Raw genomic sequence first — 22,635 nt, forward strand, 5'->3', positions numbered from 1 at the left:
CTTTGAAGTCATTTTCTCTTTCCCAAGATCAGATTTCCCGGATCGTAGGTGCGGCCGTCGCTGATGAGCTTTCAAGACGATTTAATAGGCATATCGATTTTTTGACGGCAGCTTCCTGGAATGGTGCTGTTTTGCTTGGGCAGGGAGGGGCATCACTCTCGCCAGACGAAAAAAAGTATTGCGGACAACGCGTCGCGCAGTTTTTTGGATTAAATGACGAATACCTGAATCACCCTGACGCAATCCGCCTTGATGATTGGTCTGCGTTGATTAAACAAGGGGTTGTCGAGCGGTTGGAACGGTTTTCGTTTAAGCCGGCAGCTCGGAATGCAGAAGACAGCGCATTCATTCATAATGCAGATGAGATCTTTCAGGATGCAGCGGCCGCTGCGAACATTCTTTACGGTCGCCGGCGATTGTTATCATTTGTTGCGCCGCACAGTCTGCTTGGACTTGAACTTTCAATTTTAACGCCGAACTTGTTGGGCATTGAGACGATTGATGCGCGCGGCATGACGCCGGAATCGTTATCGAAAAACCTTTTGTTCGGGGATGTGCTCGTCGCTACGCCAACTCTTTGGCGTTACATGATGCAGGAACGATTAAAAGCGCCTGATAACACTTTGGCCGTCTCGTTTGGGGAGCCAATGACGCCCGATCTAGCTATTGAGATGCGTAACAGCGGGTTTGGCGTGCTGCGGGAGTTATATGGATCGACGGAAACAGGATTGATTGCATGGCGAGATACACCCGGAGATGCATTTGTCCTCTTTGATCATTGGGGTAGGGACGGTGATGGCCTAAAGCGTACTCAACCGGATGGAACTTCGCGCGAAGTTCAGTCCATGGATATTTTAACCTGGGTTGGCCCTAGCAGTTTCCGTTTGGCAGGCCGGCGCGATGGCGCCGTTCAGATCGGCGCCGTGAATGTATTTCCTGAAGCTGTGGCGCAGACTTTGGAGGAACACCACCACATAGAGAGTTGCCGCGTTCTGGTCGGGCGAAGAAGTGACGGGGCGAGCAGACTGATCGCACATATTGTACTTAAGAACAGCGCGCTGCCGAATGAAAAAACTGCTCGAGAGATTGACGCGTGGTGTAAGTCAAACTTGCGGCAGCAAGAGCGCCCGCAAATTTACAACTTTGAATCAACTCCTGCCGCCTAGCTTGGAACCGAGGCGTACGGGTTTAGTTAAAGTCTAATTTTCTTTGTCGGCCTGCGCGAGCGACGTAGCCTGGCTAAATTTATTTTGTACTTGCGCGGCTACACCTTGAAAGGTGGTGTTGTCGTCACCGACAGTCACTGTTGCTTCGCAATTCGTTGTGCAGTTGTATGTCGTGCGAGCTACGCCTCGGTGAACAGTGAGCATATCTGCGCTTGGTGTGCGAACGCGAATAATCAAGTTTTTAACGGCTTCGCCTTGCTCATTAAAAACATAGATATTGGTAAGGCCCGGCGCTTTGCCGAAAAGAAGCACATTCGTATTGTCCTGAACGGTTACATCAGCAATGGCTGGGTTGCCGACGACAATGCTTTGTGCGGGGTTATCTAGCTTGTACGGCCTGACCTGATCCATAGTAAGCCACAATTGTTCAGCGGCAGCTGTTTGGCTGAGGCTAACAAATGCAATGGCGGCGGCGAAAATCCTGCGCATGGGATTGTCCTCTAAATTAGGTTTCTTTTACCCTATTCGTCAGGTGTCAAAGAAAGCTTAAAGGATCGAGCTGTATTTCTATTAACAGCGAGAATTTGCAGGCGAAAATTTTACCTGGCCTTAAAGGCGCGCTGTTAATCACCTCTTACTGGTGGAGTGTGAGATGTCTGCTGCTACTATAAATTCGACAAATCCTACAATTTCTGACGATAATATTGCCAATGCGCTAGGTGCGACAGCCCCGTTTGTGGGTTTGCCCGGACCGGTGCTTTCATTGCTGTCCGAAAAAAGCGAACGCAAGTCCTATGGCGCTGGTCAGACTGTCTTTTCGCTCGGTCAGTATGATGGCGGAGAATTCCTGATTGTACTCTCTGGCTCATTGCGTGTGTCCATCACTGATGGTGAGACCGGCGCGATGATCATCGAAGAAGTTAATGAACAAGAAATATTCGGCCTTGAGATTGCTATGGCTGAAATTGATCAGGCAATGTTTCAGCAAATCGCTGTAAATGCGGCGACGGAATGCGATATCGTCGTCATGGATGCTGCAGAGTTCAAGTCGTTAGCGGGCGGCCGCCCATCTTTGATGAGGAATATAGCAATATACCTTGCACAGAAATTAGCGGCTCACCGCCTAAATATTGAGACCACACAGGCCGCGCCAGAGCAACGTGTTTACGCTGCGTTGTTAAAGTGCGTTGCCCGCGATCCTGTCGACGGTCTCTGGCGGATCGAGAAAATGCCCAAGCACCGTGAGCTTGCCGATCAGGCTGGCGTTGATGAAGCCGCTGCCGCAGGCGCAGTTGCAGCGCTGATCCAAGAGGGTGTCGCGCACAGGGATTATCCTGGCCTCATTGTAAATGACATGTCGCGCCTCAATCAGCTGGCGAGTTAGAGTTAATCCGTGTTAAGCATAATACGCATACAGATAAAAAATATATTCTGTTTATAGTTTTTTTACGACTGATGAGGAAGATGGTGCGACCTGAAGGGGAGATTCTTCTTCAGCGGTGCAAGTAAAGAGAGTAAGCAGGAGTCGACAAATGAAAGCTCTTATCAAGCGTTTTAAAGCTGACGAAGACGGTGCTACGGCTATCGAATATGGCCTTATCGCTGCGCTTATCGCAGTTGCTATTATCGCTGCAGTTCGCGCTGTTGGCGGTACGCTCAGCACGACGTTCGGCGACATCAATACCGAACTGAGCTCTGAATAATTTCGTTTCACGGCGTTACTTTCGCCGCTGAAGCGTCAAGCTACGAAAAAGGAGACCAATCGGTCTCCTTTTTTGTTTATGTCTAACGGAACATTAAGAACGCGCTGTTTAGTTTCGATAAGAATTTGGCCGGAGCTGATAGCGTGATCGCGTATATTCTTTTGTCTGTATTTCCTGCGGCTCTTTTAATAGCAGCGGCGAACGACATATACGAATTCAAAATTCCGAATTGGCTCTCAATTATACTCGTCGCAGTATATCCGGCGGCCGGTCTGGCGGTCGGCGCCAGCGCAAGCGTATTGGTTGAGGGTGCGCTTCTTGGCGCAGCGGCGTTGACGGTCGGTTTCGCCTTGTTTGCCGGTAAGATCGTTGGCGGCGGCGATGCAAAGCTATTTGCAGCAGCGGCGCCGTGGTTAGGGCTCAGTAGTATCGGGATATTTCTCTTCAATACGGCTGTTGCAGGGATATTTCTTGCGATCGCCATGGGCATGTTCAGGAAATTGCCGGTGCTGCCAGTTTATGCCCACGCGCCCTGGTTAATTCGTCTTCATCAGCGAAAAAAGGATCTTCCTTATGCGGTCGCTATTGCTGCTGGCGGACTCCTTAGTTTTTCACAAACGCCTTTCTTCCAATTGGTGATTGGCGGTTAACAGGTTCGGTTAACAGAGTTTTGAGGAGTTTCGCTCACCATAAGGCCGAACAAGTTCTGTGTGGGCACGGTAATAGTCAGGCAGGGTCAAAATGAATGTAAGTAGAATAGCGATATTGGGCGTGGCATTGGTTGCTGGCGCTGCGGCGTTTTTCCTGATGCTTGGCAATGATACGGAAATTGCGCCTGTCCAAATTGTCGAACCAGTTCGCGAAGAAACTGTTCGCGTCCTCGTTTCAAGCAATAATATTCAACGAGGTCAGCGGTTGACCCTCGAGGATACAAGATGGATTGCGTGGCCGAAAAAAGCCGTGCAACCGAATTTTATCACTGAAGAAACGACTGATGCTCGCGAAGAGCTGGAAAGCGCCGTTGCTCGATCTTTGATCGTCGCTGGTGAGCCAATTGTAAACGCAAAAATCGTCAAGGCGGGTTCGTCAGGCCTGATGGCGGCAATTTTAGCGCCAGGCATGCGTGCGGTTACATTGCGTGTTTCCCCAGAAACATCTTCGGGCGGGTTTATTCTTCCAGGTGACCGAGTTGATATTCTGTTTGCTGCTGGGCGTGACGGTCGCGAGGGCGGAGCCAGAACGATTTTTGAAAACGTTCGCGTGCTGGCAGTCAATACAACGTATTCGGAAAATACTGAGAATTCCCACATTGATGGTTCCAATGTCACGTTAGAGCTGTCACCCAATGACGCGGAAGCGTTTACCTCTGCACGAGGTGCGGGATCCTTGAATCTAGTATTACGCAGCATCTTTAAACCTGAAAACGATATTCAGGCTACTGAGCGGCGTTCATCAAATGTGAGTGTGATTCGCTATGGGCGCTCGTAAGCAAAAGTTTGACCAGGGGGTTGTGATGCCTATCCTATCTAAAGCCTTAAAATCCACAGGGATGTTGGTGGGCGCAATTGCTGGAACGATATCTTTGTCGATTTCGGGTGATGCGATGGCGCAGCGCGGTGCTTACCCCGTCAGTATCGATATGGGTGGCGAGAGCGCTGTGTCGAAAAGTATAATTTTGCCCCTCAACAAGGCGGCGATCGTAGAATTGCCTAGAGGTGCAGCTGATGTGCTGGTCTCTCAGCCTTCAGTGGTTGATGCTGTCGTTCGCTCCCCGCGCCGTGTTTATTTATTGGGGCTGACTACTGGCCAGACGAACGCTTTTTTCTTCGACAACCAGGGTCGTCAGATACTCAATCTGGAAATTCAAGTTGAGCGTGATGTTGATGCGCTAAAGGAGCTATTCGGCCGCGTTATGCCCGATGCTCGCATCGAGGTTGAAGTTGTTAGTGACAACATAATCTTGCGTGGCACAGCGCAATCCGCCAGCGAAGCTGCCAATGCTACCGAACTGGCCGCGCGGTTCGTAGGAAATCCAGAAAACGTCATCAACATGGTGGCGATCCGCGACCCTGAGCAAGTGATGCTCAAGGTTCGTATCGTTGAAATGCAGCGCCAGCTATTAAAGCAGTTAGGCGTTTCCACGACAGGAACGGTACAGCTTTCTGATGCAGCTTTCAGCTTCGCGGCGGCTAATTCCATTGCCACGAATGGTGGTATTGGGTTGTCCGGCACAAAGGTGAATACAGGCGACCTTCAGCGTATTGACGCTTCACTGCAGGCATTCGAATCAAACGGACTGATAAGGGTGCTGGCTGAGCCAAATCTCACAGCTGTTTCCGGTGAGTCTGCACGGTTCCTGGCTGGCGGTGAGTTTCCTGTTCCGGTTGGTCAGGACGATGGCGTCATTTCTATCGAGTTTAAAGAGTTTGGCGTTGGGTTGGGCTTTACACCACTTGTTCTAAGCAAGGGCCGCATCAACGTCAAAATTTCGACGGAAGTGAGCGAAATTACAACTGAGAATGCGTTTTTCGTTCCAGGCGCCACTACGGTGGATGAAGATGGAAATCTGATCACGACAGCAGGCCTCTCTATTCCGGGCCTTTCTGTCAGGCGCGCAAACACAGTAGTGGAACTACCCTCTGGTGGAAGTCTTGTAATGGCTGGGCTGCTACAAGAAGACATGCGTTCAACCATTGAGGGCGTTCCTGGCGTCAAGGACTTGCCGGTCCTGGGTCAATTATTCCGTAGCAGGAATTATACGAATAACGAAACAGAACTCGTAATTATCGTAACCCCGTATCTCGTAAACCCAACACATGAATCCAATTTGCTTGATCCAACCAAAGGCTTCGTGCCTGCAAGTGATGCGGAAACAATTCTGTTTGGAAAAATCGTCAACACCTACGGTCTTGCCGGCGCCGGCGTAAATGAAGCGTCACTGCAAGGGCCGATGGGTTTCATTCTTGATTGATAGGAAAGACGTCATGACTGCTAAAATCTTGAAAGTTACGCTTCTTTCCGCCGCATCGTTTTTGGCAGCGGGTTGCGCAGGCGGTATGTTCAATGGGCCGGAAGACGCTATGACGATTGCCGAAGCGCATCCCATTGCTGTCGACGGACAAGTTGTAACGCTGACAATATCTGCTGACCCGACCACGACTGATCTGTCGAATCTGGATCGCGCACGACTTCGTTCTTTCGTTGATTCATACCTCAATAACGGCCACGGGCCATTAACAGTCACGGGCCCTTCAGGCGCTGGAAATGATGATGACGGGCACGAAGCATCTGCAGATATCCGAAAGGCGATGCACGATGCCGGCGTCCCGTGGTCGGCAATTCACGGTGCAACGTATCGTACTGGCGACGCTTCCAGTGACGACGTCATTATTTCTTTTACGCGATATGTGGCGACGCCAAGCCCGTGTGGCGTATGGCAGGGCATGCGTAGTCGCCAGTATAAGAACCTACGCACCCCGAATATGGGCTGTGCGACCATGAATAATTATGCGGCGATGATTGCAGATCCGCACGATCTCATCGCTCCCGCAGAAACGGATCCGCGCGATGGAGAAGCTGTCGTGCGCGCAATCGAACTTTACCGGAATGGGCAAGTGACTGCGTCAGAAGTTGACGGGGAAATTGATGCTCAAACATCTGGCCAGAACTAGTTAGGAAAGCTCTAGCGGGAATGCTCGAGGGAGAAAACAATGAAAAACGCTGCTGAAACGTCATATCAGCCAGCCGAAGATGAAGAAGGCGTCGCAGACGGCGCTGCAAGTCTTGGCGCTGACGGGGGGCCAGCCTCAAAAGGCGTGTCCCAAGATAGTGATGCGTTTGAAGGCGACATCGAGATTTCCGATGACGATGATGCCTGGCTGAATGAGGAGCTCTCCGACGAAGAGCTTGCCGCGCTGGGTGAAGAAGACTTTGGCGATGATCTTTTTGAGGATGACATCTTCGATGAGGAGGTAGACGCTGAAAACAGCGCAGCTGACGGAGACGAATTTTCTGCAGCTGACCTGGCTGAAATTGAGGCGGCTTTCGATGAAGGTCGATCTCTCGAAGATTCAGGCGCTTCTGAACTAGACCCAGCGGAAGACGCTGCAATCGAAGATGCTTTCGATAGTGAAGATACATTTGATTCTGATACAAATGTTGAGACCCAGTCTGGTGTGGCTGAGTCGCAAGGCGCTCTTGTTACTGCAGCCGTGACTGGTGCAGGGGCTTTGGAGCAGCAAGATTACGGCGGCGCCGTTTCTGACGTTCCAGAAGAAGAGATGGATCACCGGCCGGTACCGCGTATTTCAATCCACGCATTTTGCGAAACGCCAGAAACCACAGCGTTATTGGAAAAAGCTTCTGTAGATCGCCGGCTTTCAAAAGCCCACCTGACTATTCACATGGGCGGGGTTGCGAAGGCGGTTGACCATTTCCAGACAGCTTCAACGCCAAACTTGATAATACTTGAAACGCTTGTAGGCGGCGCGGAAATTTTTTCCAAGTTGGGGGAGCTTGCCGAGGTTTGCGACCCATCGACGAAAGTTGTCATAATCGGCAAAGTCAATGACATCATTCTCTATCGCGAGTTAATCAAGCAGGGTGTCAGCGAGTATATCGTTCGTCCGAATTCGCCACTGCAGATTATCAAAGCTGTAGCAGATCTTTATGTGGACCCCTCGGCGCCGCCGATTGGCAAGACTATGGCGTTTGTCGGCGCACGTGGCGGCGCCGGTTCATCGTCAATTGCGCATAATGTCGGCTGGTGTTCGGCCGAGGAGTTCAAAAGCGATACGATCATTCTCGACCTGGACTTGCCATTTGGCACGGCTAGCCTTGATTTCGATCAGGAAGCTTCTGCAGGCCTTGTTGAAGCGTTAAGTTCGCCCGAACGCCTTGACGATGTTTTGCTTGATCGTCTTTTGCAAAAACATACAGACCGTCTAAGTCTTTTCACGGCGCCGTCCATGCTTGATCGAGACTTTGATATGGACGATCAGGCCTATGAAACAGTTCTCGATGTGGTGAGGGGTACGGCTCCGACAATTATTGTCGACATTCCGCATATGTGGACGTCTTGGTCGAAGCGAATATTGATGACGGCAGATGAAATCGTCATCACCGCAACCCCAGATCTTGCGTCATTCCGAAATACCAAGAACCTGATGGATATTCTGGGCGCCGCGCGACCGAATGATGCGTCACCTACGTTGGTTATCAACCAATTCGACCCTAAAACTTCTGCGGTACAGCCAGACCAGTTCGCAGAACATGTCGGCATCAAGCCAGCGCAAGTTATCAATTGGGACCCGCAACTTTTCGGTGCTGCGGCTACGAATGCGTCGCCGATAACTGAGGTGGGCAGCAAGTCGAAAGCTGCTCAGTCTATCCGTGACTTGTCGGCGCATTTGCTTGGCCGTGCGGAAACCAATATCGCGCGCCCGAAATTCAGTCTCTCAGGTTTGTTTAAAAAGAAACGGTAGGCAGTATCCATGTTCGGACGGAGAACAGCTCCTCTAGAAACGTCAACGCCTGCGAAATCGACGGCGGTCGCAAAAAAACCTGCGCCGGCGGCGAAAAAGCCTGCGCCTAAACCTGCGCAAAGTGCTGAGAAGGCAAGCGCAAAGACACCTCAGCAGGCCCCGCCGCGCGTGGCGCCGCCATCCCCAAAGCCGCAGGAGGCTGTAGAGATCGGCGGTCGGTCTGATGAGTATTTTCAGACGAAGACAACTATCTTCAATGCGCTGATAGATACGATTGATCTATCGCAGCTCGCACAACTTGATACGGAAGCTGCCGCTGAAGAAATCCGCGATATTGTCAACGAAATTATTTCGATCAAAAATGTTTCAATGTCGATTGCAGAGCAAGAATCGCTACTGCAGGACATTTGCAACGATGTTCTAGGGTATGGCCCGCTTGAGCCTCTATTGGCGCGTGATGATATTGCGGACATCATGGTCAACGGCGCCAGCCGTGTTTTTATCGAGGTTGGCGGTAAAATTCAGCTAACCAACGTGCGTTTTCGCGACAATTCCCAGTTGATGAATATTTGTCAGCGTATCGTCAGCCAGGTAGGCCGCCGTGTGGATGAAGCTAGCCCGATTTGCGACGCGCGCTTGCCCGACGGTTCTCGTGTGAACGTGATTGCGCCGCCGCTGTCGATTGATGGCGCCGCGCTCACCATTCGTAAATTTAAGAAAGACAAGTTGCGCATTCAGGACCTGATTAATTTTGGTTCTATTTCGCCTGAGGGGGCGAAGGTGCTGGAGATTGTCGGTCACTGCCGGATCAACACGTTGATTTCAGGCGGTACGGGTTCTGGTAAAACGACCCTGCTGAACTGTCTGACTGGTTTCATTGAACATGATGAGCGCGTCATCACTTGTGAGGACGCAGCGGAACTCCAACTGCAGCAGCCGCATGTGGTCCGACTTGAAACGCGTCCGCCAAATCTGGAAGGGCAGGGCGAGGTGACCATGCGCGATCTCGTCAAGAACTGTCTGCGTATGCGTCCTGAACGTATTATCGTGGGCGAGGTTCGCGGCCCTGAGGCGTTTGATTTGCTACAGGCCATGAACACGGGCCACGATGGGTCTATGGGGACTCTTCACGCTAACAGCCCGCGCGAAGCTCTGCAGCGTATTGAATCCATGATTACGATGGGTGGCTACAACCTGCCGTCTAAAACAATCAAGGAAATGATTGTGGGGTCGATTGACGTCATTGTGCAAGCCGCGCGATTGCGGGATGGTTCGCGCCGTATCACTCATGTGACAGAAGTTCTGGGCACAGAAGGCGACACCATCATTACGCAGGATCTTTTCATCTATGACATGGATGGTGAAGATGCAGATGGGAAGATTGTTGGCAAACACAAATCGACAGGCATCGCACGGCCAGCATTTTGGGATCGCGCTCGCTATTACGGCAAAGAAGCAGAGCTCGCATCCGCTCTGGATGCGGCATCGGAGTAAGCGTTCATGGATCAGCAGGTCCTCATTGTCGTTGGATTGGGTTTGGTTGCGTTTGGCGCGCTGGCGTTTGTGCTCTTACAGCCAACGCAGCGCGACAAAGCGAACAAGCGTGTCTCGGCTCTGAATGCTGCAAAGGCTGTAAAACGCTCTGGCGGCGCAAATACTGAGGCGCAGAGTAAGGAACGTAGAAAAAAGCTGGCGGAGTCGCTGGCTGCTCTCGACAGCAAAACAAAAGATCTCAAAAAGAAAAAGAGGCTTACTTTAACGCAGACGCTTGAACAAGCGGGGCTGCCTGTAAAGCCGAAACATTTTTACATAGCCTCAATCGTCACGGCTTTGCTGTTTGCATTGGTGGGACTGATTTCCGGTCAAAAATTGTGGATTACAGGCCTGCTGTTTGTCATTGGCGGGCTTGGATTTCCGCGTTGGATCGTCAACTTTTTACGTAAGCGTCGTCAAAAAAAATTCGTTGATGAATTTTCGAATGCAATTGATGTTATTGTCCGCGGCGTCAAATCTGGTTTGCCAGTCAATGAATGCCTCAAGATTATCGCACGTGAGGCTCCGCGCCCGGTATGCGATGAATTTCACATGTTGACCGAGGGTATTCGTGTTGGTCTATCATTAGAGCAAGCCTTGGAACGTATGTATGAGCGGATGCCGCTTCAGGAGGTGAACTTCTTCGGCATCGTTCTGATGATCCAGCAAAAGACGGGCGGTAACCTTGCTGAAGCCCTGGGCAACCTGGCGATTGTGCTGCGTTCGCGTAAGCTCATGGAAGGCAAGATCAAAGCGCTATCTGCGGAAGCCAAAGCTTCTGCCTACATTATTGGTTCATTGCCATTTTTGGTCATGGGCGCCGTAAAAGTTGCTTCTCCAGACTATCTGGAGCCGTTGTTCAATACGCGTGTCGGTAATTTCATTCTTATAGGCGCAGGCATGTGGATGATGACGGGCATTGTCGTCATGAAAAAAATGACTCAGATCAAGGTCTAAGGGCGCATAATGGAAGCTATCATCAACGCCGTTACTGATCGGAATTTCCAGATCGCAGTGCTTGTCTCGCTGGCGGCGATCGCGACGGTGTTCACCGTACTTGAGCCTTTATTAGTGAAGGACAAGCTTAAAGAGCGGATGAAGTCCGTCGGCAATTATCGTGACAACTTGCGTAAGCAGCAGCGCGATATGCTTGCAAAAAAGAAAAGCACCAGCCTGAGGACGACGTCACCGCAAGGCGCCATCAAGGAATTGGTGGAGAGCCTGAAACTATTGGAAGTTTTTGACGCGGAGTCCGCACGAAAGAAGCTGATGATGGCGGGCCATCGTGGACAGGGCCCTGTGTTTACATTCATGGCTGCTCGCCTCGGCCTTCCCTTCGTAATGGCTATTTTTGTTGGCGTGTATGTTTATCTTCTCGACGGTTTTGAACTCGACAGCTTTGGTCGTTTGCTTGCGACGATCGGGGGCTTTTTGGGCGGGTTCTATTTGCCCAACATCTATATTTCGAACGCCGTTTCGAAACGTCAGCAAAAAATTCAAGCGGCTTGGCCTGATGCGCTGGACCTGTTGTTAATATGCGTTGAGTCGGGCATGTCGATCGAGGCGGCATTCCAGAAAGTGGGCGACGAAGTCGGTCCGAACTGTCCCGAATTAGCTGAAGAGCTCGGCCTTACGACTGCTGAATTGTCCTATCTCCAGGAACGCAAGCAAGCTTATGTGAATTTGGCGGAAAGAACGGGCTTGGATTCAGTCAGGGGCGTCGTTACGGCTCTCGTCCAGTCTGAAAAATATGGTACGCCGTTGGGGCAATCGCTTCGTGTTATGGCAAAAGAAAGCCGTGACCTTCGAATGCAGGAAGCCGAAAAGAAAGCCGCCGCATTGCCGCCAAAATTAACCGTGCCGATGATTGGCTTTTTCCTGCCAGTTCTGTTTGCTGTTATTCTCGGCCCAGCCATCATGAGCGTGATGGGGCTCGAATAAGCCATCTCTTAATAGTCGACCTGGTGTTCTTGCCTTTCGTTGGACATTAGCCGGGTGAATGTGACTTCATGTCATGCATCTAAGATAACGTGCCTGCTTTCACTTGCATGGCGCGCTCAGCAGCATTATTCGTCCTCAAGCAACTAGGAACCGAAACTGTCTTAGCTTGCAAGTGCATTTGACTGTCAGACGAATACGAAAGCTACGGCATGACTCAATCTCTAACTGATATGACCAATGAAGCGACACGGTTCAAAAACGAAGGCCGTTATGCTGAAGCAATTGATATCATGCGATCCATGGTTGATCTGGAGCCGAATAACGTTGCGGTATTGCACAATCTTGCTGCTGTCCTTGGGGACGCGGGCCAGTACAGAGAGTCGGCTGATACATTAAAGCGCGCTTTCGAATTAGGTCTGAACGCGCCACAAAGCTGGCTAGTCTATGCCCGCGCGTTATCTGGAATTCAGAAATTCGAAGAAGCGCAGCAGGCTTTTTTTACATTATTGCGTGTGAATCCTGTCGATCCGGACGCGCACAGAGAATTCGCACAATTAATTTGGATGCAGACGGGAGAAAGAGATAGGGCTCTCGTCCATCTAAATAAAGCAATTGAAGAAAATCCTCAAAACCCAAGTCTACATCTTGCCCGCGCTCAGGTGTATGGCCAGACAGGCGATACAGCGACTGCTTATGCAATTTTAAATGAAGCTGCGCAACTTTCTGGGGATCCGTACCTTTACCAGATGGCTTGCAATGCAGCGTTGGAAGACCATAAATTTCAGGAAGCTGTTGAGTTAGGCGCCTTTTCTGCATCAGCATTGCCAGAAGATGTAGGGGTGCTTAGCACTTATGCGATGGCTCTTCTGGCTACGGACAATGCACAATCCGCTGTTCCTATTATTGAAAAGCTAAGGCAGTACGCGCCAGTCAATCAGCTGTACATTGCCCTGCAAGCCACGGCGTGGCGGTTGTTGAAAGATGACAGATATGATCATCTCTATGATTATGATGCGTTTGTTGGCAGATACGAACTCGATACGCCTCCCGGGTGGTCTAACCTTGATTCATATCTGGACGATTTAACCGAAGGGCTGGATCAGGCTCATCGCTTCAAGTCACATCCATTTTATCAATCAGTTCGCAAAGGCAGTCAGATTTCTTCCATTGAGGGCGCGGATAACCCCGCGATGCGCGCGTTCCGGCAGGCCGCGAACGGGCCGATCCACCGTCACGTAGAGGCGTTCTCGACAGGCGACGATCCATTGCGCTCCAGAAATATCGGCGGTCATCGAATATTTAGTAGCTGGTCGATTAGCCTTCCGCCACAAGGACATCACGTAAACCATGTTCATCCTGAAGGGTGGCTCTCATCCGCTTGTCATATCCGGTTAGCGGACGACGGCGACGATCATGATAAAGCAGGCTGGTTGAAGTTAGGCGAACCAGGTATTGCGACTAGCCCTGTCTTAACACCCGAGCGCTTTATAGAGCCGGAGCGGGGCGTTTTGGTGCTGTTCCCGTCATACATGTGGCATGGCACTGTAGAGTTCTATTCGGGGCCGCCGCGATTGACTGTTGCGGTGGACATAGTGCCCGCTGCTTCTTCGTAGCGGTTTTACGGCAGATATATGTGTTCTGGTGCGTTGTTATTCTGTAAGCCTAATCATTCTTCTAACCTAGAAGCCGCCGCACTTTACGGCCGCGCCAAAAAAGCTAGAATTCTGGCCGAATGAGGAGATGTCCGATGTTGAAAACCAGTTTGAGTATTAGCGCTGCTGTCGTAGCGGGCATGGCGGGTTCGTTTACAATGGCGCAAGGCCTTTCATCGAACTTGTTGGAATGCCGCTCGATTGCAGATGATGCAAGGCGGCTCGCCTGTTTCGACCAGGCGGTTGTGGGTTTGTCTGACGTGACTGCCGATGCACAATCAAAACCGGAAAGTAACATCTCTGTCGCTGAAGCTCTTTCGCCTGAAGAAAAATTCGGCAGGGAAGATCTGCCGGAGACTAAAGAACAGATTCAGGAAAGGCGCGAAAAAGAGCTCAGGCAGTTGACGGCGAAAGTGGCTGAGATCGCGGAAAATCGCCGGGGGAAATATGTGTTTATTCTAGAAAATGGCCAAGTGTGGCGTCAGCTCAGCTCCGATACAAACAAGCTTTTGTTGCCTAATGATGAAGAGGTTAGTGTAGAAATCAAACGCCGGTTTTTGGGCGCCCACTCGTTGAGCTTAGTTGACGACAATCGTTCGGTTCGTGTCGAAAGAATAAAATAGCGAGTTCCTAAAAGACCCCGAATTCATCAATTGCCTGGAAAACGGTCGTAATAAAAGCCCGGTCGTCTTTCGTAAGCTCAGGTCGCCAAATGTCGAACAAAAGAACGACTCTTTCGTTGTTTGTTGGATTTGACGCCTCGTGTTCGATAGAATCGTCAAACATCAGCATTTCGCCTGGTCGCCAGCTACGCTCCTGATTGCCGACGCGAAGTATGCACCCTTCCGGCGCGATCAGAGGTAAGTGACAAATTAATCTTGTATTGAGTAAGCCGTGGTGTGGCGGGATGTGTGCGCCAGGCTTTAAACGAGAAAACAATGCTACCGGCGATTGGCCGGGAACTTGCGGTGCGGGCGCTTCTTTTAAAGCCGTCATCGTAATAGGGCACAGGGTTGCGTTGTGTTCTTGAACGATGCCCTCCTTGATTAAATGAAACGCTCCCCATTCGGTATTTCCTTCAAGGCGGTTGTTTTGCACGTGCGGATTTTCAGCATTTTTTGGCACGTAGGGTTCGAAGTTTGTTTCCTTTGCAAGAACACCCAATAGTTCGTCCTTGATTGAGTCTGTTTGTTCTATTACTTTTTGCGTCCACTCATATTTTGTTGCATCGTAAAATTGAATTTGCGGCAACTCTGGAAAGTATAATTTTTCAGGCTGCTGCAGAAAAATTTGCTTTCGCCCTAATAAAATTTCGATAGCTTGCTCGCCACGAGAATGGCCGCGCCCATCGAAAACGCCGAGCTCTTTTATTCGTGTACGCAGGAAATCTTCATACTCAACAGCTGCCTCAGCGCAGGCCTGTCTTGCACGATTAAGGTCTGCAAGGGCTTGAGGGGGGAACTGGTTAGTGTCTGTCACGCTATTGACGGCCTTTAGGTATGCCGCTGCTGCGCGCCTCTTTTTTCCCGTCGCTTGCAGAGCATCAGCCATGAGGATGAGCGCTTGCCAGTTGGCAGGTTCAATTTCTACAAGCCGCTCTGCCGCTTTGAGCATCTCATCATGGCGCTGCAGGGCCCGGGCCGACAGGGCAAGGCCGACAAGAACATTCCGGTCTGATGGCGCCTGCCCCGCCGCTTCTGTGAAGAGCGACAAGGCACGCATAGCGTTGCCGGACTGCAATGCCTGGTTGGCGTCGCTAATCAGTTGATTTACAAGCATAATTCTTACGTTCAGAAAAGGTGAGTATTATAGCCGAGAATAGCATAATCCCTTCTGAACTAAAGGTAAGTACGGCTAATCCTGCATATCAGTTGCAATATATCAGCGCTATGGTTAGCCTGTTCATTTCGTAATCTAAGAGGGTCGAAAATGAGGGAATTAGTTTTAGTTTTAGGCGGGGCGTTTTTGCTGGGTGCTTGTGCATCCACAGGTACGACAAGTACGACCGCAGCGACACAAACCAGTGAAGAAGCTCAAGTTGAACAAGTTGCTGCAAATGAAGCAGATGCGCAACAAGAAGTCGATGACAGCCGTGTTATCTGCAAACGCACCCAGGTAACCGGGTCCCGGTTCAGAAAAAATATTTGCCGCACCTGGGGTGAATGGAAAGCTATTGAAGATTCGAGCCGGTCAGCAACTGAAGAGGCGCAGCGTCGTTCGCAAATGCCGCCGCAAGGTAACTAACTTTCTTTAAAGCCGATTCCTTTGAAGCCGCTGATGAACATTCATCAGCGGCTTCTTTTATTCAAGAATTGTCACCCTGTCTTCAGATAACATGGTGTCTGTAAGCATGATAGGGTGAAAAATGAGAGACTACATTTTCGCTATCTGTGGAACACTCTTGTTAGGCGCTTGCGCCACCACAGATACAAAAACTATCGCAAGTGAAGGAAGTGCGGAGAATGCTACGGCTGAACAGGTCGCAGTAAACGAAGAGGGCGCTTCGAAAGATAACCGCGATCGTCGTATCCGATGCAAATGGACACACGTGTTAGGCACAAAACTAAGAAGAAGGGTCTGTTTGACCGGCTACCAATGGGATCGACTTGCGCGTGATAGCCGAGAGGTTACGGAAGAGGCCCAGCGCAGATCAACGCAAAACTTGGGTCGCGGAGGCACTTAAGCACAGTAGTAGCTGCCCATAGCTGACCACATTGGTTCATGATCAGCTTCTTTCGTTCTAGCGACACCGCCCTCATATTTCGTAATGTGTGTCGAAATCATATTAGAGGCGTAAAATGAGAGATTACATTTTCTGTTTCTGCGGCATGCTTCTTCTGGGAGCCTGCGCCACGGCAGATTCGACAAGTGCAGCAACCGCGAGCGAGTCAGCAAAGACACAAGTTGCTGCGACTGAGAGTGAAGCGGATAACAACAATCGCGATACGCGTATTATCTGCAAATGGACGACAAAGGCCGGCACAAGGTTCGGTAGAAGGCTATGTATGACCGGACACCAATGGGCAACGCTTGCAAACGATAGCCGAGAGGTTATGGAAGATACACAGCGTAGAACGTCACAAAACTTGGGTCGCGGCGGCAACTAAGGCCGCCAAACGCTTTTAAGATTTGTTTCTTGAGTCCACGAGTAAAAAATTATTGAATGTCAGTCAGTTTGTTCGGCTATCCGATCAAGCGCTTCATATAGCGGTAATTCGCCTGCGGCTACTTTCTCGCGCGTAGGGGCGGGTTGTCCTAAGCGTGCGCGATAAACCCAGAAATTCGTAAGCACTTTTTCAACAAAATCACGGCTTTCACGATTGGGTATGCTCTCGATAAAAAGCAGAGGATCTTCGATATCTACGGCGCGCTTCCATCGGCGTAAGTTGCCCGGTCCACCGTTATACGCAGCCGCCAGATGGAACACATCACCGTCGACAGCTCTGGTCATCAAGTGGTCGACGTAATTCTGGCCGAGTTCCATATTGAATGACGGGTCGTATAATTTTTCCCGGCCGCTTCTGTACCGAAGCGATCGATCGCCGGAAATAAAACTCGCTGTGCGCGGCATAAGTTGCATCAGCCCGCGGGCGCCGACACGGCTGGTGGCATCTGTCTTGAATTTGGACTCTTGCCGCATGAGCGCATAAAGCAATGCGCGATCTACCTTGAAACCACTTTCGGGCATAAAATGCGGTACCGGAAAAAGGCCGGCTTCGAGCTCGCGTCCTTGTCCGGACAGAGCAATGTCTATCTGAGCGGCAGGCAGTCCCAGCATCATGGCCACAGCGAGGAGGTCAGCAGTTTTGTCGTCGTCAACAGAGCCGCTCGCCCATCGCAACTCTACATCCGCAAGCTGTTCCTGTCCGGCTTCTGCAAGTGCGATTGCGCGTTTCACACGCGGTTGGTCATTTACAAGCGCGGTCAATTCAGCCTGGGTAAGCGCCGGCGTTTTCCAGTTGTAGTCGTAATCGCGCCCAAGTTGGGCAAGAGCTAATTGGCCGTAGAATGTAAACGGAAAAGACGCCGCTATCTCCAGATTTGGAGTAACGTCGGCTGGGTGGCCCGCCGCAAGGGCTGTGCGGGCGGCCCAAAATCCAGCGGCAGCGCGTAAAGAGTCTTCCTGATAAGGCACTGCCGCCATAGATGAAAAATGTTCATAAGAGGCCGCGATATGGCCGTTTCTAAAATCAATGAGACCGGCGATCCAGTAGGCCAAGACTGCGCTTTGGCCATTACGCGCGGCGGCTTCTTTGGCAATCGTTTCAGCCGTATCGACGTAACCCTGATAATAGAGGCTTGCGGCGATCCATGATCGCATGCGGTCAAACTGGCGCCCGGTAATGGCGCCGCGTTTAGCGTGATTTTCGATTTCACGAAGAGCCTCGATGGCGCGTGATCGATTTGAAAGATATCGCACACGCCCTTCAATTCGATTTAGGCGCGGTTTGCCCGTCTGTTGGTAGTCGGCAACAAGGCCTGGATGCAATTCCTTGGATGCCTGCGTTTTCCATTTGCGAGGGACAGGGCGAATAGGGTTTGACTGGCCGCTGGGGCGACGCTTGCGGGCAAGGCTATATATTTTATCCGCTTCAGGATGATCGGCATAATAAGACATCCAGCGCTTTAGCTCGGAGAACTGTGAGCGGTAAGCTGTCGGGTGCATATAGCGCTGATATTGCACGTATCCGAGCAGGACATTATCTTCGAGGGCTGCGATTTTCTTGTCGGCCTCCGACCATCGCCCCTCTTCTTGGAGTGTGAAAATCTGCTCATAGAGGGCGGCGTCGGATTCGCTCAGTACTTTAATGGAGGCGAGCCCCGGCTCACTTGCAAGACTATCATTGGAATCAGAAGAAAGTTCAGCGGCTGCAAAACATGGAAACGCAAGTGCGGCTAGAACTGCTTGAAAACGAAACGCCATTGTCAAACCCTGTACTTGCCGCGTGAATTTTGCGGCTCGACAACCACTTGGCCGCCGAATATCAAAAAATGGAGATAAATCCCCACCGCCCCGAAACTTACACCTAAGATTATCGTAATGTCAGTTAACGCTCCTTTAACCGCTTGGCGAGGTTTTGCAGATCCGCCCAGGCAAGCCGCTTTGAGGCGGGCTGCCGTAATAAAAATGCAGGGTGAAAAACGGGCAGAGCAGGGATGCGAAGACCGCTGGAGGTCTCTATTTCGCGCCAGACGCCCCTGGCCCTCATAATGCCGGTTACCCCCAAAAGCGCTTGTAGCGGTGCGCCGCCCGCAATCATGACAGCCTTGGGCTCGGTAATTTCGATTAGCCGGTCCACAAAGGGTTTACAGACAGCGGTTTCCACGGCAGTCGGGGTGCGGTTGGCGGGTGGCCGCCAATAAATAACGTTTGATATCAATGTGTTATGTTCGCGAGAGTGGTCAATTGCGGCTAGCATCTTGTCCAATAACTGGCCGGCGCGCCCGACAAAGGGCTTCCCAAGCCGGTCCTCGTCCCGCCCCGGCGCCTCTCCGATGACAAGAAGGTCGGATCCTGGAACGCCGTCGGTAAAAACCGTGCTTCTCGCGCCTGTTTTCAAAGGGCAGCCTTCGAAGGCGCGCACCGCTGCATCAAGCGCTTCAAACGTTTGGCAAGAAGCGGCGAGTTTTTCAGCCGATCTAATCGCTTCATCGGTAGATATGGATTCCAGGGGAGTATTGTCTGCTTTTTCGGGGGCTAACCTTTGGCGTTTTACAGTCTCTATTTGCGGCGCTTCACCTGACCGAGGTTCGGACTGCCATGAGTAAAAATCGGAAGGGCTGGCGTCGATGCATTCATCCACACCCGCGTCTGCATACCACCGCAACAGGGCGTGTGCGGCCCGATGTTCACCTACTGTCATGGTGCTATTGTATCAGCAAAATCGAAATGGCTAACTGTTGTGGAAAAGTAGTTTTCACTGGTCTGAAGCCGTATCGATCAGCGCTTCAATATCACGGTTCATGATGTGAGAAGCAGCATTCGCCGCCTTAATATTAACAGTTGGAGCGGTAGAAGGCCCGTAGATATTCCGGGCCGCCTCACGGGCTGCTTCCTCAGTTTTGTTTCCAGGTGGTGAATAGCTAACAGTTGTTCTGTTTTCAGTTAAGAATTCTGCGCGCCTGTCAACGAAAACCTGAATAGCGTTCATTACCACCTCTTTTGTGATGCCGCCGGCTGCAAGGATCTCCGTACGCAAAATAATAGAAGAGCGAGCATCAATAACTTTAAAATAAAAAGAGCGGCTATTTGATAGATTAAACTCAATATTGGAAAGCTCGTCTTTCGGCAAAACGGTTAGTATCAAGATACCTTCAAATGGGCCGCCATTGGAGTCTTTATATTGGCTGCCGATACCGCCGACTGAAATCGGCATATCAAGTTCTGGGGCGGTCAGCACCAGATAGGGGCTTCCTGCAGATGTCTGCCTGCGGACGACAGTCATGGCGTCATTATTGTAATGCAGCTCGGACAGAATTTCTTCAAGCTGCTCTATGGTGAAGCCGTCGTAAATATACGAATCTGTTTGCGCTATAGCGGAGGCGCCCGCCAACAGAAACAAACAGCATGCGGAAAACCCGCTTGCGCGCAGAAGTTTTAATACCATTTCTCGCCCCTCAATTAGCAGGCCCATGCTAACTCAACAGATTAGTTTGTCCACGAATGAGAAGAGAGAATTCTGGTGCTAGGGATGCTCAAACTGAGCTTGCCAGCATAAGTTGCGCCCCATAGTAGAGCGGAAGGCCCCATGCCTTGTTCCTGAAGCCAGGCTTTACAAACTGTTCTTTCGCTACACTCAGGTCTGATATGGCAAACCCGAAAGCGCCCAAAATTATCAGATAGTACGGGGCTGCCCCGCTGGGAGGGGCTGCAATGACACTAGTAGAAACCATGCACGCAATGATCGCGGCGTATCCGATAACAGGCCACCGAAAAGCGCCAAGATAGGGCCACAGCCAGCGCAGCGTTAGAAGGGCCAAGATGGTTGTTCCGACAAGAGCGATAACATAGAGCGACCCAATACCTGTTTCCACCGAGAGAAACGCGCCGATGTAAGCCGCATGCCCTATGGCGAAGGCGCCCATGCCAGCGAGAAAGGTTCGGTTGCCGTTGGAAATCAGCAGAACGTCACCAACCGCGCAAAAAACCAAAGCCGCGAGAACCCACACACCGTAGACAGTTTGATCAGCGCCAAATGCTATCGCCGTCAGGATAAAGCTCGCGGATGCCAGCGGCTTAGCGAACCATCGCCAGCGAAACGTGTTCTTGTATTCACCCCAGACCAACAACCCGGTGAATAGAGTGCAGGAAACAATAAAAATAGCGGGCGGCATCAGCGTTCAGCCTATATTGAGCCGTATTTGTCGGTTGCGGCGATCCAGCATGCCGAGCAACATGGCTTTTTCCGTCGATTTTTGCCAGAACCACGTCTGAAAACCATATGAAACTTGCCGAAGAGAGACATCAATGACGAGCGAAACACCCGAACGCGAATCCATGGAAATTGACGTGGTTATCGTTGGTGCAGGGCCTGCGGGTCTTTCGGCGGCAATTCGATTGAAACAGCTCGCAGCGGATAAGGGCGCCGATCTACATGTGGTCGTTGTGGAGAAAGGCTCGGAAGTCGGGGCGCATATCCTTTCCGGCGCTGTTCTGGACCCTTCTGGACTGGACCAGCTCTTGCCAGGTTGGCGTGAGATGGCTTCGCCCATCGACACGCCGGTAACGTCTGAAAGTTTCAAGGTTCTGGGGCCGAGCGGCTCTGCTTCCCTGCCGGTTTTCGCGATGCCCGGCATGGTCAAGAACCACGGCTGTTACATTGTCTCTATGGGCAATGTTTGTCGTTGGCTCGCTGAAAAAGCCGAAGAGTTGGGTGTTGAAATCTATCCAGGTATGGCCGCCTCGCAACTGCTCTATCGGGAAGATGGCTCGGTACGCGGGGTCGTTGTTGGCGAGATGGGTATTGGTCAGGACGGAGAAAAGAAGGATTCTTACGAACCAGGTATGGAGCTCGTAGGAAAGTATGTGCTCATTGCTGAAGGGGTAAGGGGTTCTCTCGCTAAACAGCTTATTGAAAAATTTAATCTGGCCGACGAGAGTGATCCGCAAAAGTACGGTATCGGATTGAAAGAGCTGTGGGAGATTAAGCCGGAGAAAAGCCGTCCCGGTCATGTTCAGCATACATTCGGGTGGCCGTTAAAGGACGATACTGGCGGCGGTTCGTTCTGCTATCATTATAACGACAATACAATTGCGCTCGGGTTTGTTGTCCATCTTAACTACAAAAACCCATACCTTTATCCGTATGGAGAGTTTCAGAAATTCAAAACGCATCCTGAAATTGCCGAACTTCTTGAGGGAGGTAAGCGGCTTGCGTATGGCTCGCGTGCAATAACAGAGGGTGGCTATCAGTCCGTCCCGAAACTAAGCTTCCCGGGCGGTGCGCTTATCGGCTGCGCCGCAGGTTTCGTGAACGTGCCGCGAATTAAGGGCAACCACAACGCCATGTTGACCGGCATGATGGCGGCAGATGCTGTTTTTGAAGCTGTCGCCGAGGGGCGAGAGGGCGATGAGCTGACCGGCTACCAGGAAAGGTACGACGTTTCGCCAGTGAAAGCGGAGCTCTTCAAGGCGCGCAATGCGAAGCCGCTTTGGACAAAGTTTGGCACGCGGCTCGGGGGCATCGGTTTTTCAGGGCTCGATCTATGGACGAATTCGATCGCGCCCGGGTTTTCATTTTTTGGCACGTTGCATCATGACAAAACAGATGCGGCAGCGACGGAACCGGCGTCGAAGCACAAACCAATCGATTATCCGCGTCCCGATGGTGAAACCACTTTTGATCGCCTGACGAATGTGGCCTTTTCAGCTACTAATCATGAAGAAGATCAGCCAGCGCATCTGAAACTTAAGGATCCGTCAATCCCGATAGGAGTTAATTTGCCAGAGTTTGCCGAGCCGGCGCAGCGTTACTGTCCGGCTGGGGTTTACGAGGTTGTGACAGAAGCAGGCGGCGGTGAGCCAAAGTTTCAGATTAACGCGCAAAACTGCGTGCATTGTAAGACTTGCGATATTAAGGACCCGTCACAAAATATTGTCTGGGTGACGCCGGAAGGCGGGGGCGGTCCAAACTATCCGAATATGTGAGAGGTGTTC

At 51.2% G+C, this 22,635-nt stretch carries 21 protein-coding genes; 15 read left to right on the forward strand and 6 right to left on the reverse strand.

All coding sequences use genetic code 11. The features are described from left to right. The first annotated feature begins 2 nt into the window (after window positions 1-2). Window positions 3-1,166, forward strand: a complete 1,164-nt coding sequence (locus PUV54_RS08260) for an acyl-CoA synthetase family protein (RefSeq protein ID WP_274495159.1) — start codon at window positions 3-5, stop codon at window positions 1,164-1,166. Between the two features lie 33 nt (window positions 1,167-1,199). Here the strand turns inward: PUV54_RS08260 and PUV54_RS08265 are convergent, their stop codons facing one another. Beyond that, entirely contained in the window at window positions 1,200-1,655 is a 456-nt protein-coding gene (locus PUV54_RS08265) for a pilus assembly protein N-terminal domain-containing protein (RefSeq protein ID WP_274495160.1), read from the reverse strand. A 163-nt stretch (window positions 1,656-1,818) separates the two neighbouring features. On the opposite strand from PUV54_RS08265, the gene PUV54_RS08270 reads away from it, so the two are divergent. The 12 genes from PUV54_RS08270 (at window position 1,819) to PUV54_RS08325 (ending at window position 14,101) form a co-directional block, all read left to right on the forward strand. Next, the gene (locus PUV54_RS08270; protein ID WP_274495161.1) at window positions 1,819-2,550 is read left to right on the forward strand and encodes a Crp/Fnr family transcriptional regulator; all 732 of its coding nucleotides are present in this window, start codon (window positions 1,819-1,821) and stop codon (window positions 2,548-2,550) included. A gap of 148 nt (window positions 2,551-2,698) precedes the next feature. Continuing rightward, entirely contained in the window at window positions 2,699-2,869 is a 171-nt protein-coding gene (locus tag PUV54_RS08275; RefSeq protein WP_274495162.1) for a Flp family type IVb pilin, read from the forward strand. 143 nt (window positions 2,870-3,012) lie between these two features. Next, window positions 3,013-3,519, forward strand: coding sequence for an A24 family peptidase (locus PUV54_RS08280; protein WP_274495163.1), 507 nt, complete (start codon window positions 3,013-3,015; stop codon window positions 3,517-3,519). Between the two features lie 91 nt (window positions 3,520-3,610). Then, entirely contained in the window at window positions 3,611-4,357 is a 747-nt protein-coding gene (cpaB, locus tag PUV54_RS08285; protein WP_274495164.1) for a Flp pilus assembly protein CpaB, read from the forward strand. A 25-nt stretch (window positions 4,358-4,382) separates the two neighbouring features. Further along, window positions 4,383-5,840 carry a type II and III secretion system protein family protein gene (locus tag PUV54_RS08290; protein WP_274495165.1) on the forward strand — a complete coding sequence of 486 codons (1,458 nt, stop codon included), beginning with the start codon at window positions 4,383-4,385 and terminating at the stop codon, window positions 5,838-5,840. 13 nt (window positions 5,841-5,853) lie between these two features. Continuing rightward, entirely contained in the window at window positions 5,854-6,540 is a 687-nt protein-coding gene (locus tag PUV54_RS08295; RefSeq protein ID WP_274495166.1) for a CpaD family pilus assembly protein, read from the forward strand. Between the two features lie 39 nt (window positions 6,541-6,579). Further along, window positions 6,580-8,352, forward strand: coding sequence for a cellulose synthase operon protein YhjQ/BcsQ (locus PUV54_RS08300; RefSeq protein ID WP_274495167.1), 1,773 nt, complete (start codon window positions 6,580-6,582; stop codon window positions 8,350-8,352). Window positions 8,353-8,361: 9 nt separating this feature from the next. Further along, window positions 8,362-9,846 carry a TadA family conjugal transfer-associated ATPase gene (locus tag PUV54_RS08305; protein WP_274495168.1) on the forward strand — a complete coding sequence of 495 codons (1,485 nt, stop codon included), beginning with the start codon at window positions 8,362-8,364 and terminating at the stop codon, window positions 9,844-9,846. A 6-nt stretch (window positions 9,847-9,852) separates the two neighbouring features. Further along, window positions 9,853-10,842 (forward strand): type II secretion system F family protein, encoded by a 990-nt coding sequence (locus PUV54_RS08310; protein WP_274495169.1) that lies wholly within the window; start codon window positions 9,853-9,855, stop codon window positions 10,840-10,842. Between the two features lie 9 nt (window positions 10,843-10,851). Beyond that, window positions 10,852-11,826, forward strand: a complete 975-nt coding sequence (locus PUV54_RS08315; RefSeq protein WP_274495170.1) for a type II secretion system F family protein — start codon at window positions 10,852-10,854, stop codon at window positions 11,824-11,826. Window positions 11,827-12,056: 230 nt separating this feature from the next. Next, window positions 12,057-13,439, forward strand: a complete 1,383-nt coding sequence (locus PUV54_RS08320; RefSeq protein ID WP_274495218.1) for a 2OG-Fe(II) oxygenase family protein — start codon at window positions 12,057-12,059, stop codon at window positions 13,437-13,439. Window positions 13,440-13,573: 134 nt separating this feature from the next. Continuing rightward, window positions 13,574-14,101, forward strand: a complete 528-nt coding sequence (locus tag PUV54_RS08325) for a hypothetical protein (RefSeq protein WP_274495171.1) — start codon at window positions 13,574-13,576, stop codon at window positions 14,099-14,101. A gap of 7 nt (window positions 14,102-14,108) precedes the next feature. Here PUV54_RS08325 and PUV54_RS08330 read toward each other — a convergent pair whose 3' ends face one another. Further along, entirely contained in the window at window positions 14,109-15,257 is a 1,149-nt protein-coding gene (locus tag PUV54_RS08330; RefSeq protein ID WP_274495172.1) for an aspartyl/asparaginyl beta-hydroxylase domain-containing protein, read from the reverse strand. A gap of 150 nt (window positions 15,258-15,407) precedes the next feature. Between PUV54_RS08330 and PUV54_RS08335 the strand changes: the two genes are divergently transcribed. Then, window positions 15,408-15,722, forward strand: coding sequence for a hypothetical protein (locus PUV54_RS08335; protein WP_274495173.1), 315 nt, complete (start codon window positions 15,408-15,410; stop codon window positions 15,720-15,722). 922 nt (window positions 15,723-16,644) lie between these two features. Here the strand turns inward: PUV54_RS08335 and PUV54_RS08340 are convergent. The 4 genes from PUV54_RS08340 to PUV54_RS08355 form a co-directional block, all read right to left on the reverse strand. After that, window positions 16,645-18,402, reverse strand: coding sequence for a lytic transglycosylase domain-containing protein (locus PUV54_RS08340; RefSeq protein ID WP_274495174.1), 1,758 nt, complete (start codon window positions 18,400-18,402; stop codon window positions 16,645-16,647). A 124-nt stretch (window positions 18,403-18,526) separates the two neighbouring features. Then, complete coding sequence (locus PUV54_RS08345; protein ID WP_274495175.1) at window positions 18,527-19,342, reverse strand: uracil-DNA glycosylase; 816 nt, start codon at window positions 19,340-19,342, stop codon at window positions 18,527-18,529. 54 nt (window positions 19,343-19,396) lie between these two features. Continuing rightward, complete coding sequence (locus tag PUV54_RS08350) at window positions 19,397-20,086, reverse strand: hypothetical protein (RefSeq protein ID WP_274495176.1); 690 nt, start codon at window positions 20,084-20,086, stop codon at window positions 19,397-19,399. A gap of 88 nt (window positions 20,087-20,174) precedes the next feature. After that, window positions 20,175-20,813, reverse strand: coding sequence for a lysoplasmalogenase (locus tag PUV54_RS08355; RefSeq protein WP_274495177.1), 639 nt, complete (start codon window positions 20,811-20,813; stop codon window positions 20,175-20,177). Between the two features lie 133 nt (window positions 20,814-20,946). Here PUV54_RS08355 and PUV54_RS08360 point away from each other — a divergent pair, with 133 nt between their 5' ends. After that, window positions 20,947-22,626: an electron transfer flavoprotein-ubiquinone oxidoreductase gene (locus PUV54_RS08360; RefSeq protein WP_274495178.1), complete on the forward strand. Its 1,680-nt coding sequence runs from the start codon at window positions 20,947-20,949 to the stop codon at window positions 22,624-22,626. Window positions 22,627-22,635: the final 9 nt, after the last annotated feature.

Source organism: Hyphococcus flavus, assembly GCF_028748065.1.
GTDB classification, from domain to species: domain Bacteria; phylum Pseudomonadota; class Alphaproteobacteria; order Caulobacterales; family Parvularculaceae; genus Hyphococcus; species Hyphococcus flavus.

What these genes read in the sequence shown, in the direction of transcription:
- PUV54_RS08270 (WP_274495161.1), top strand. Translation starts at nt 1,819, where the DNA reads ATGTCTGCTGCTACTATAAATTCGACAAATCCTACAATTTCTGACGAT.
- PUV54_RS08360 (WP_274495178.1), top strand. Translation starts at nt 20,947, where the DNA reads ATGACGAGCGAAACACCCGAACGCGAATCCATGGAAATTGACGTGGTT.
- PUV54_RS08320 (WP_274495218.1), top strand. Translation starts at nt 12,057, where the DNA reads ATGACCAATGAAGCGACACGGTTCAAAAACGAAGGCCGTTATGCTGAA.
- PUV54_RS08295 (WP_274495166.1), top strand. Translation starts at nt 5,854, where the DNA reads ATGACTGCTAAAATCTTGAAAGTTACGCTTCTTTCCGCCGCATCGTTT.
- PUV54_RS08325 (WP_274495171.1), top strand. Translation starts at nt 13,574, where the DNA reads ATGTTGAAAACCAGTTTGAGTATTAGCGCTGCTGTCGTAGCGGGCATG.
- PUV54_RS08345 (WP_274495175.1), bottom strand. Translation starts at nt 19,342, where the DNA reads ATGACAGTAGGTGAACATCGGGCCGCACACGCCCTGTTGCGGTGGTAT.
- PUV54_RS08275 (WP_274495162.1), top strand. Translation starts at nt 2,699, where the DNA reads ATGAAAGCTCTTATCAAGCGTTTTAAAGCTGACGAAGACGGTGCTACG.
- PUV54_RS08305 (WP_274495168.1), top strand. Translation starts at nt 8,362, where the DNA reads ATGTTCGGACGGAGAACAGCTCCTCTAGAAACGTCAACGCCTGCGAAA.
- cpaB (WP_274495164.1), top strand. Translation starts at nt 3,611, where the DNA reads ATGAATGTAAGTAGAATAGCGATATTGGGCGTGGCATTGGTTGCTGGC.
- PUV54_RS08265 (WP_274495160.1), bottom strand. Translation starts at nt 1,655, where the DNA reads ATGCGCAGGATTTTCGCCGCCGCCATTGCATTTGTTAGCCTCAGCCAA.
- PUV54_RS08330 (WP_274495172.1), bottom strand. Translation starts at nt 15,257, where the DNA reads ATGCTTGTAAATCAACTGATTAGCGACGCCAACCAGGCATTGCAGTCC.
- PUV54_RS08350 (WP_274495176.1), bottom strand. Translation starts at nt 20,086, where the DNA reads ATGGTATTAAAACTTCTGCGCGCAAGCGGGTTTTCCGCATGCTGTTTG.
- PUV54_RS08300 (WP_274495167.1), top strand. Translation starts at nt 6,580, where the DNA reads ATGAAAAACGCTGCTGAAACGTCATATCAGCCAGCCGAAGATGAAGAA.
- PUV54_RS08355 (WP_274495177.1), bottom strand. Translation starts at nt 20,813, where the DNA reads ATGCCGCCCGCTATTTTTATTGTTTCCTGCACTCTATTCACCGGGTTG.
- PUV54_RS08340 (WP_274495174.1), bottom strand. Translation starts at nt 18,402, where the DNA reads ATGGCGTTTCGTTTTCAAGCAGTTCTAGCCGCACTTGCGTTTCCATGT.
- PUV54_RS08290 (WP_274495165.1), top strand. Translation starts at nt 4,383, where the DNA reads ATGCCTATCCTATCTAAAGCCTTAAAATCCACAGGGATGTTGGTGGGC.
- PUV54_RS08315 (WP_274495170.1), top strand. Translation starts at nt 10,852, where the DNA reads ATGGAAGCTATCATCAACGCCGTTACTGATCGGAATTTCCAGATCGCA.
- PUV54_RS08310 (WP_274495169.1), top strand. Translation starts at nt 9,853, where the DNA reads ATGGATCAGCAGGTCCTCATTGTCGTTGGATTGGGTTTGGTTGCGTTT.
- PUV54_RS08335 (WP_274495173.1), top strand. Translation starts at nt 15,408, where the DNA reads ATGAGGGAATTAGTTTTAGTTTTAGGCGGGGCGTTTTTGCTGGGTGCT.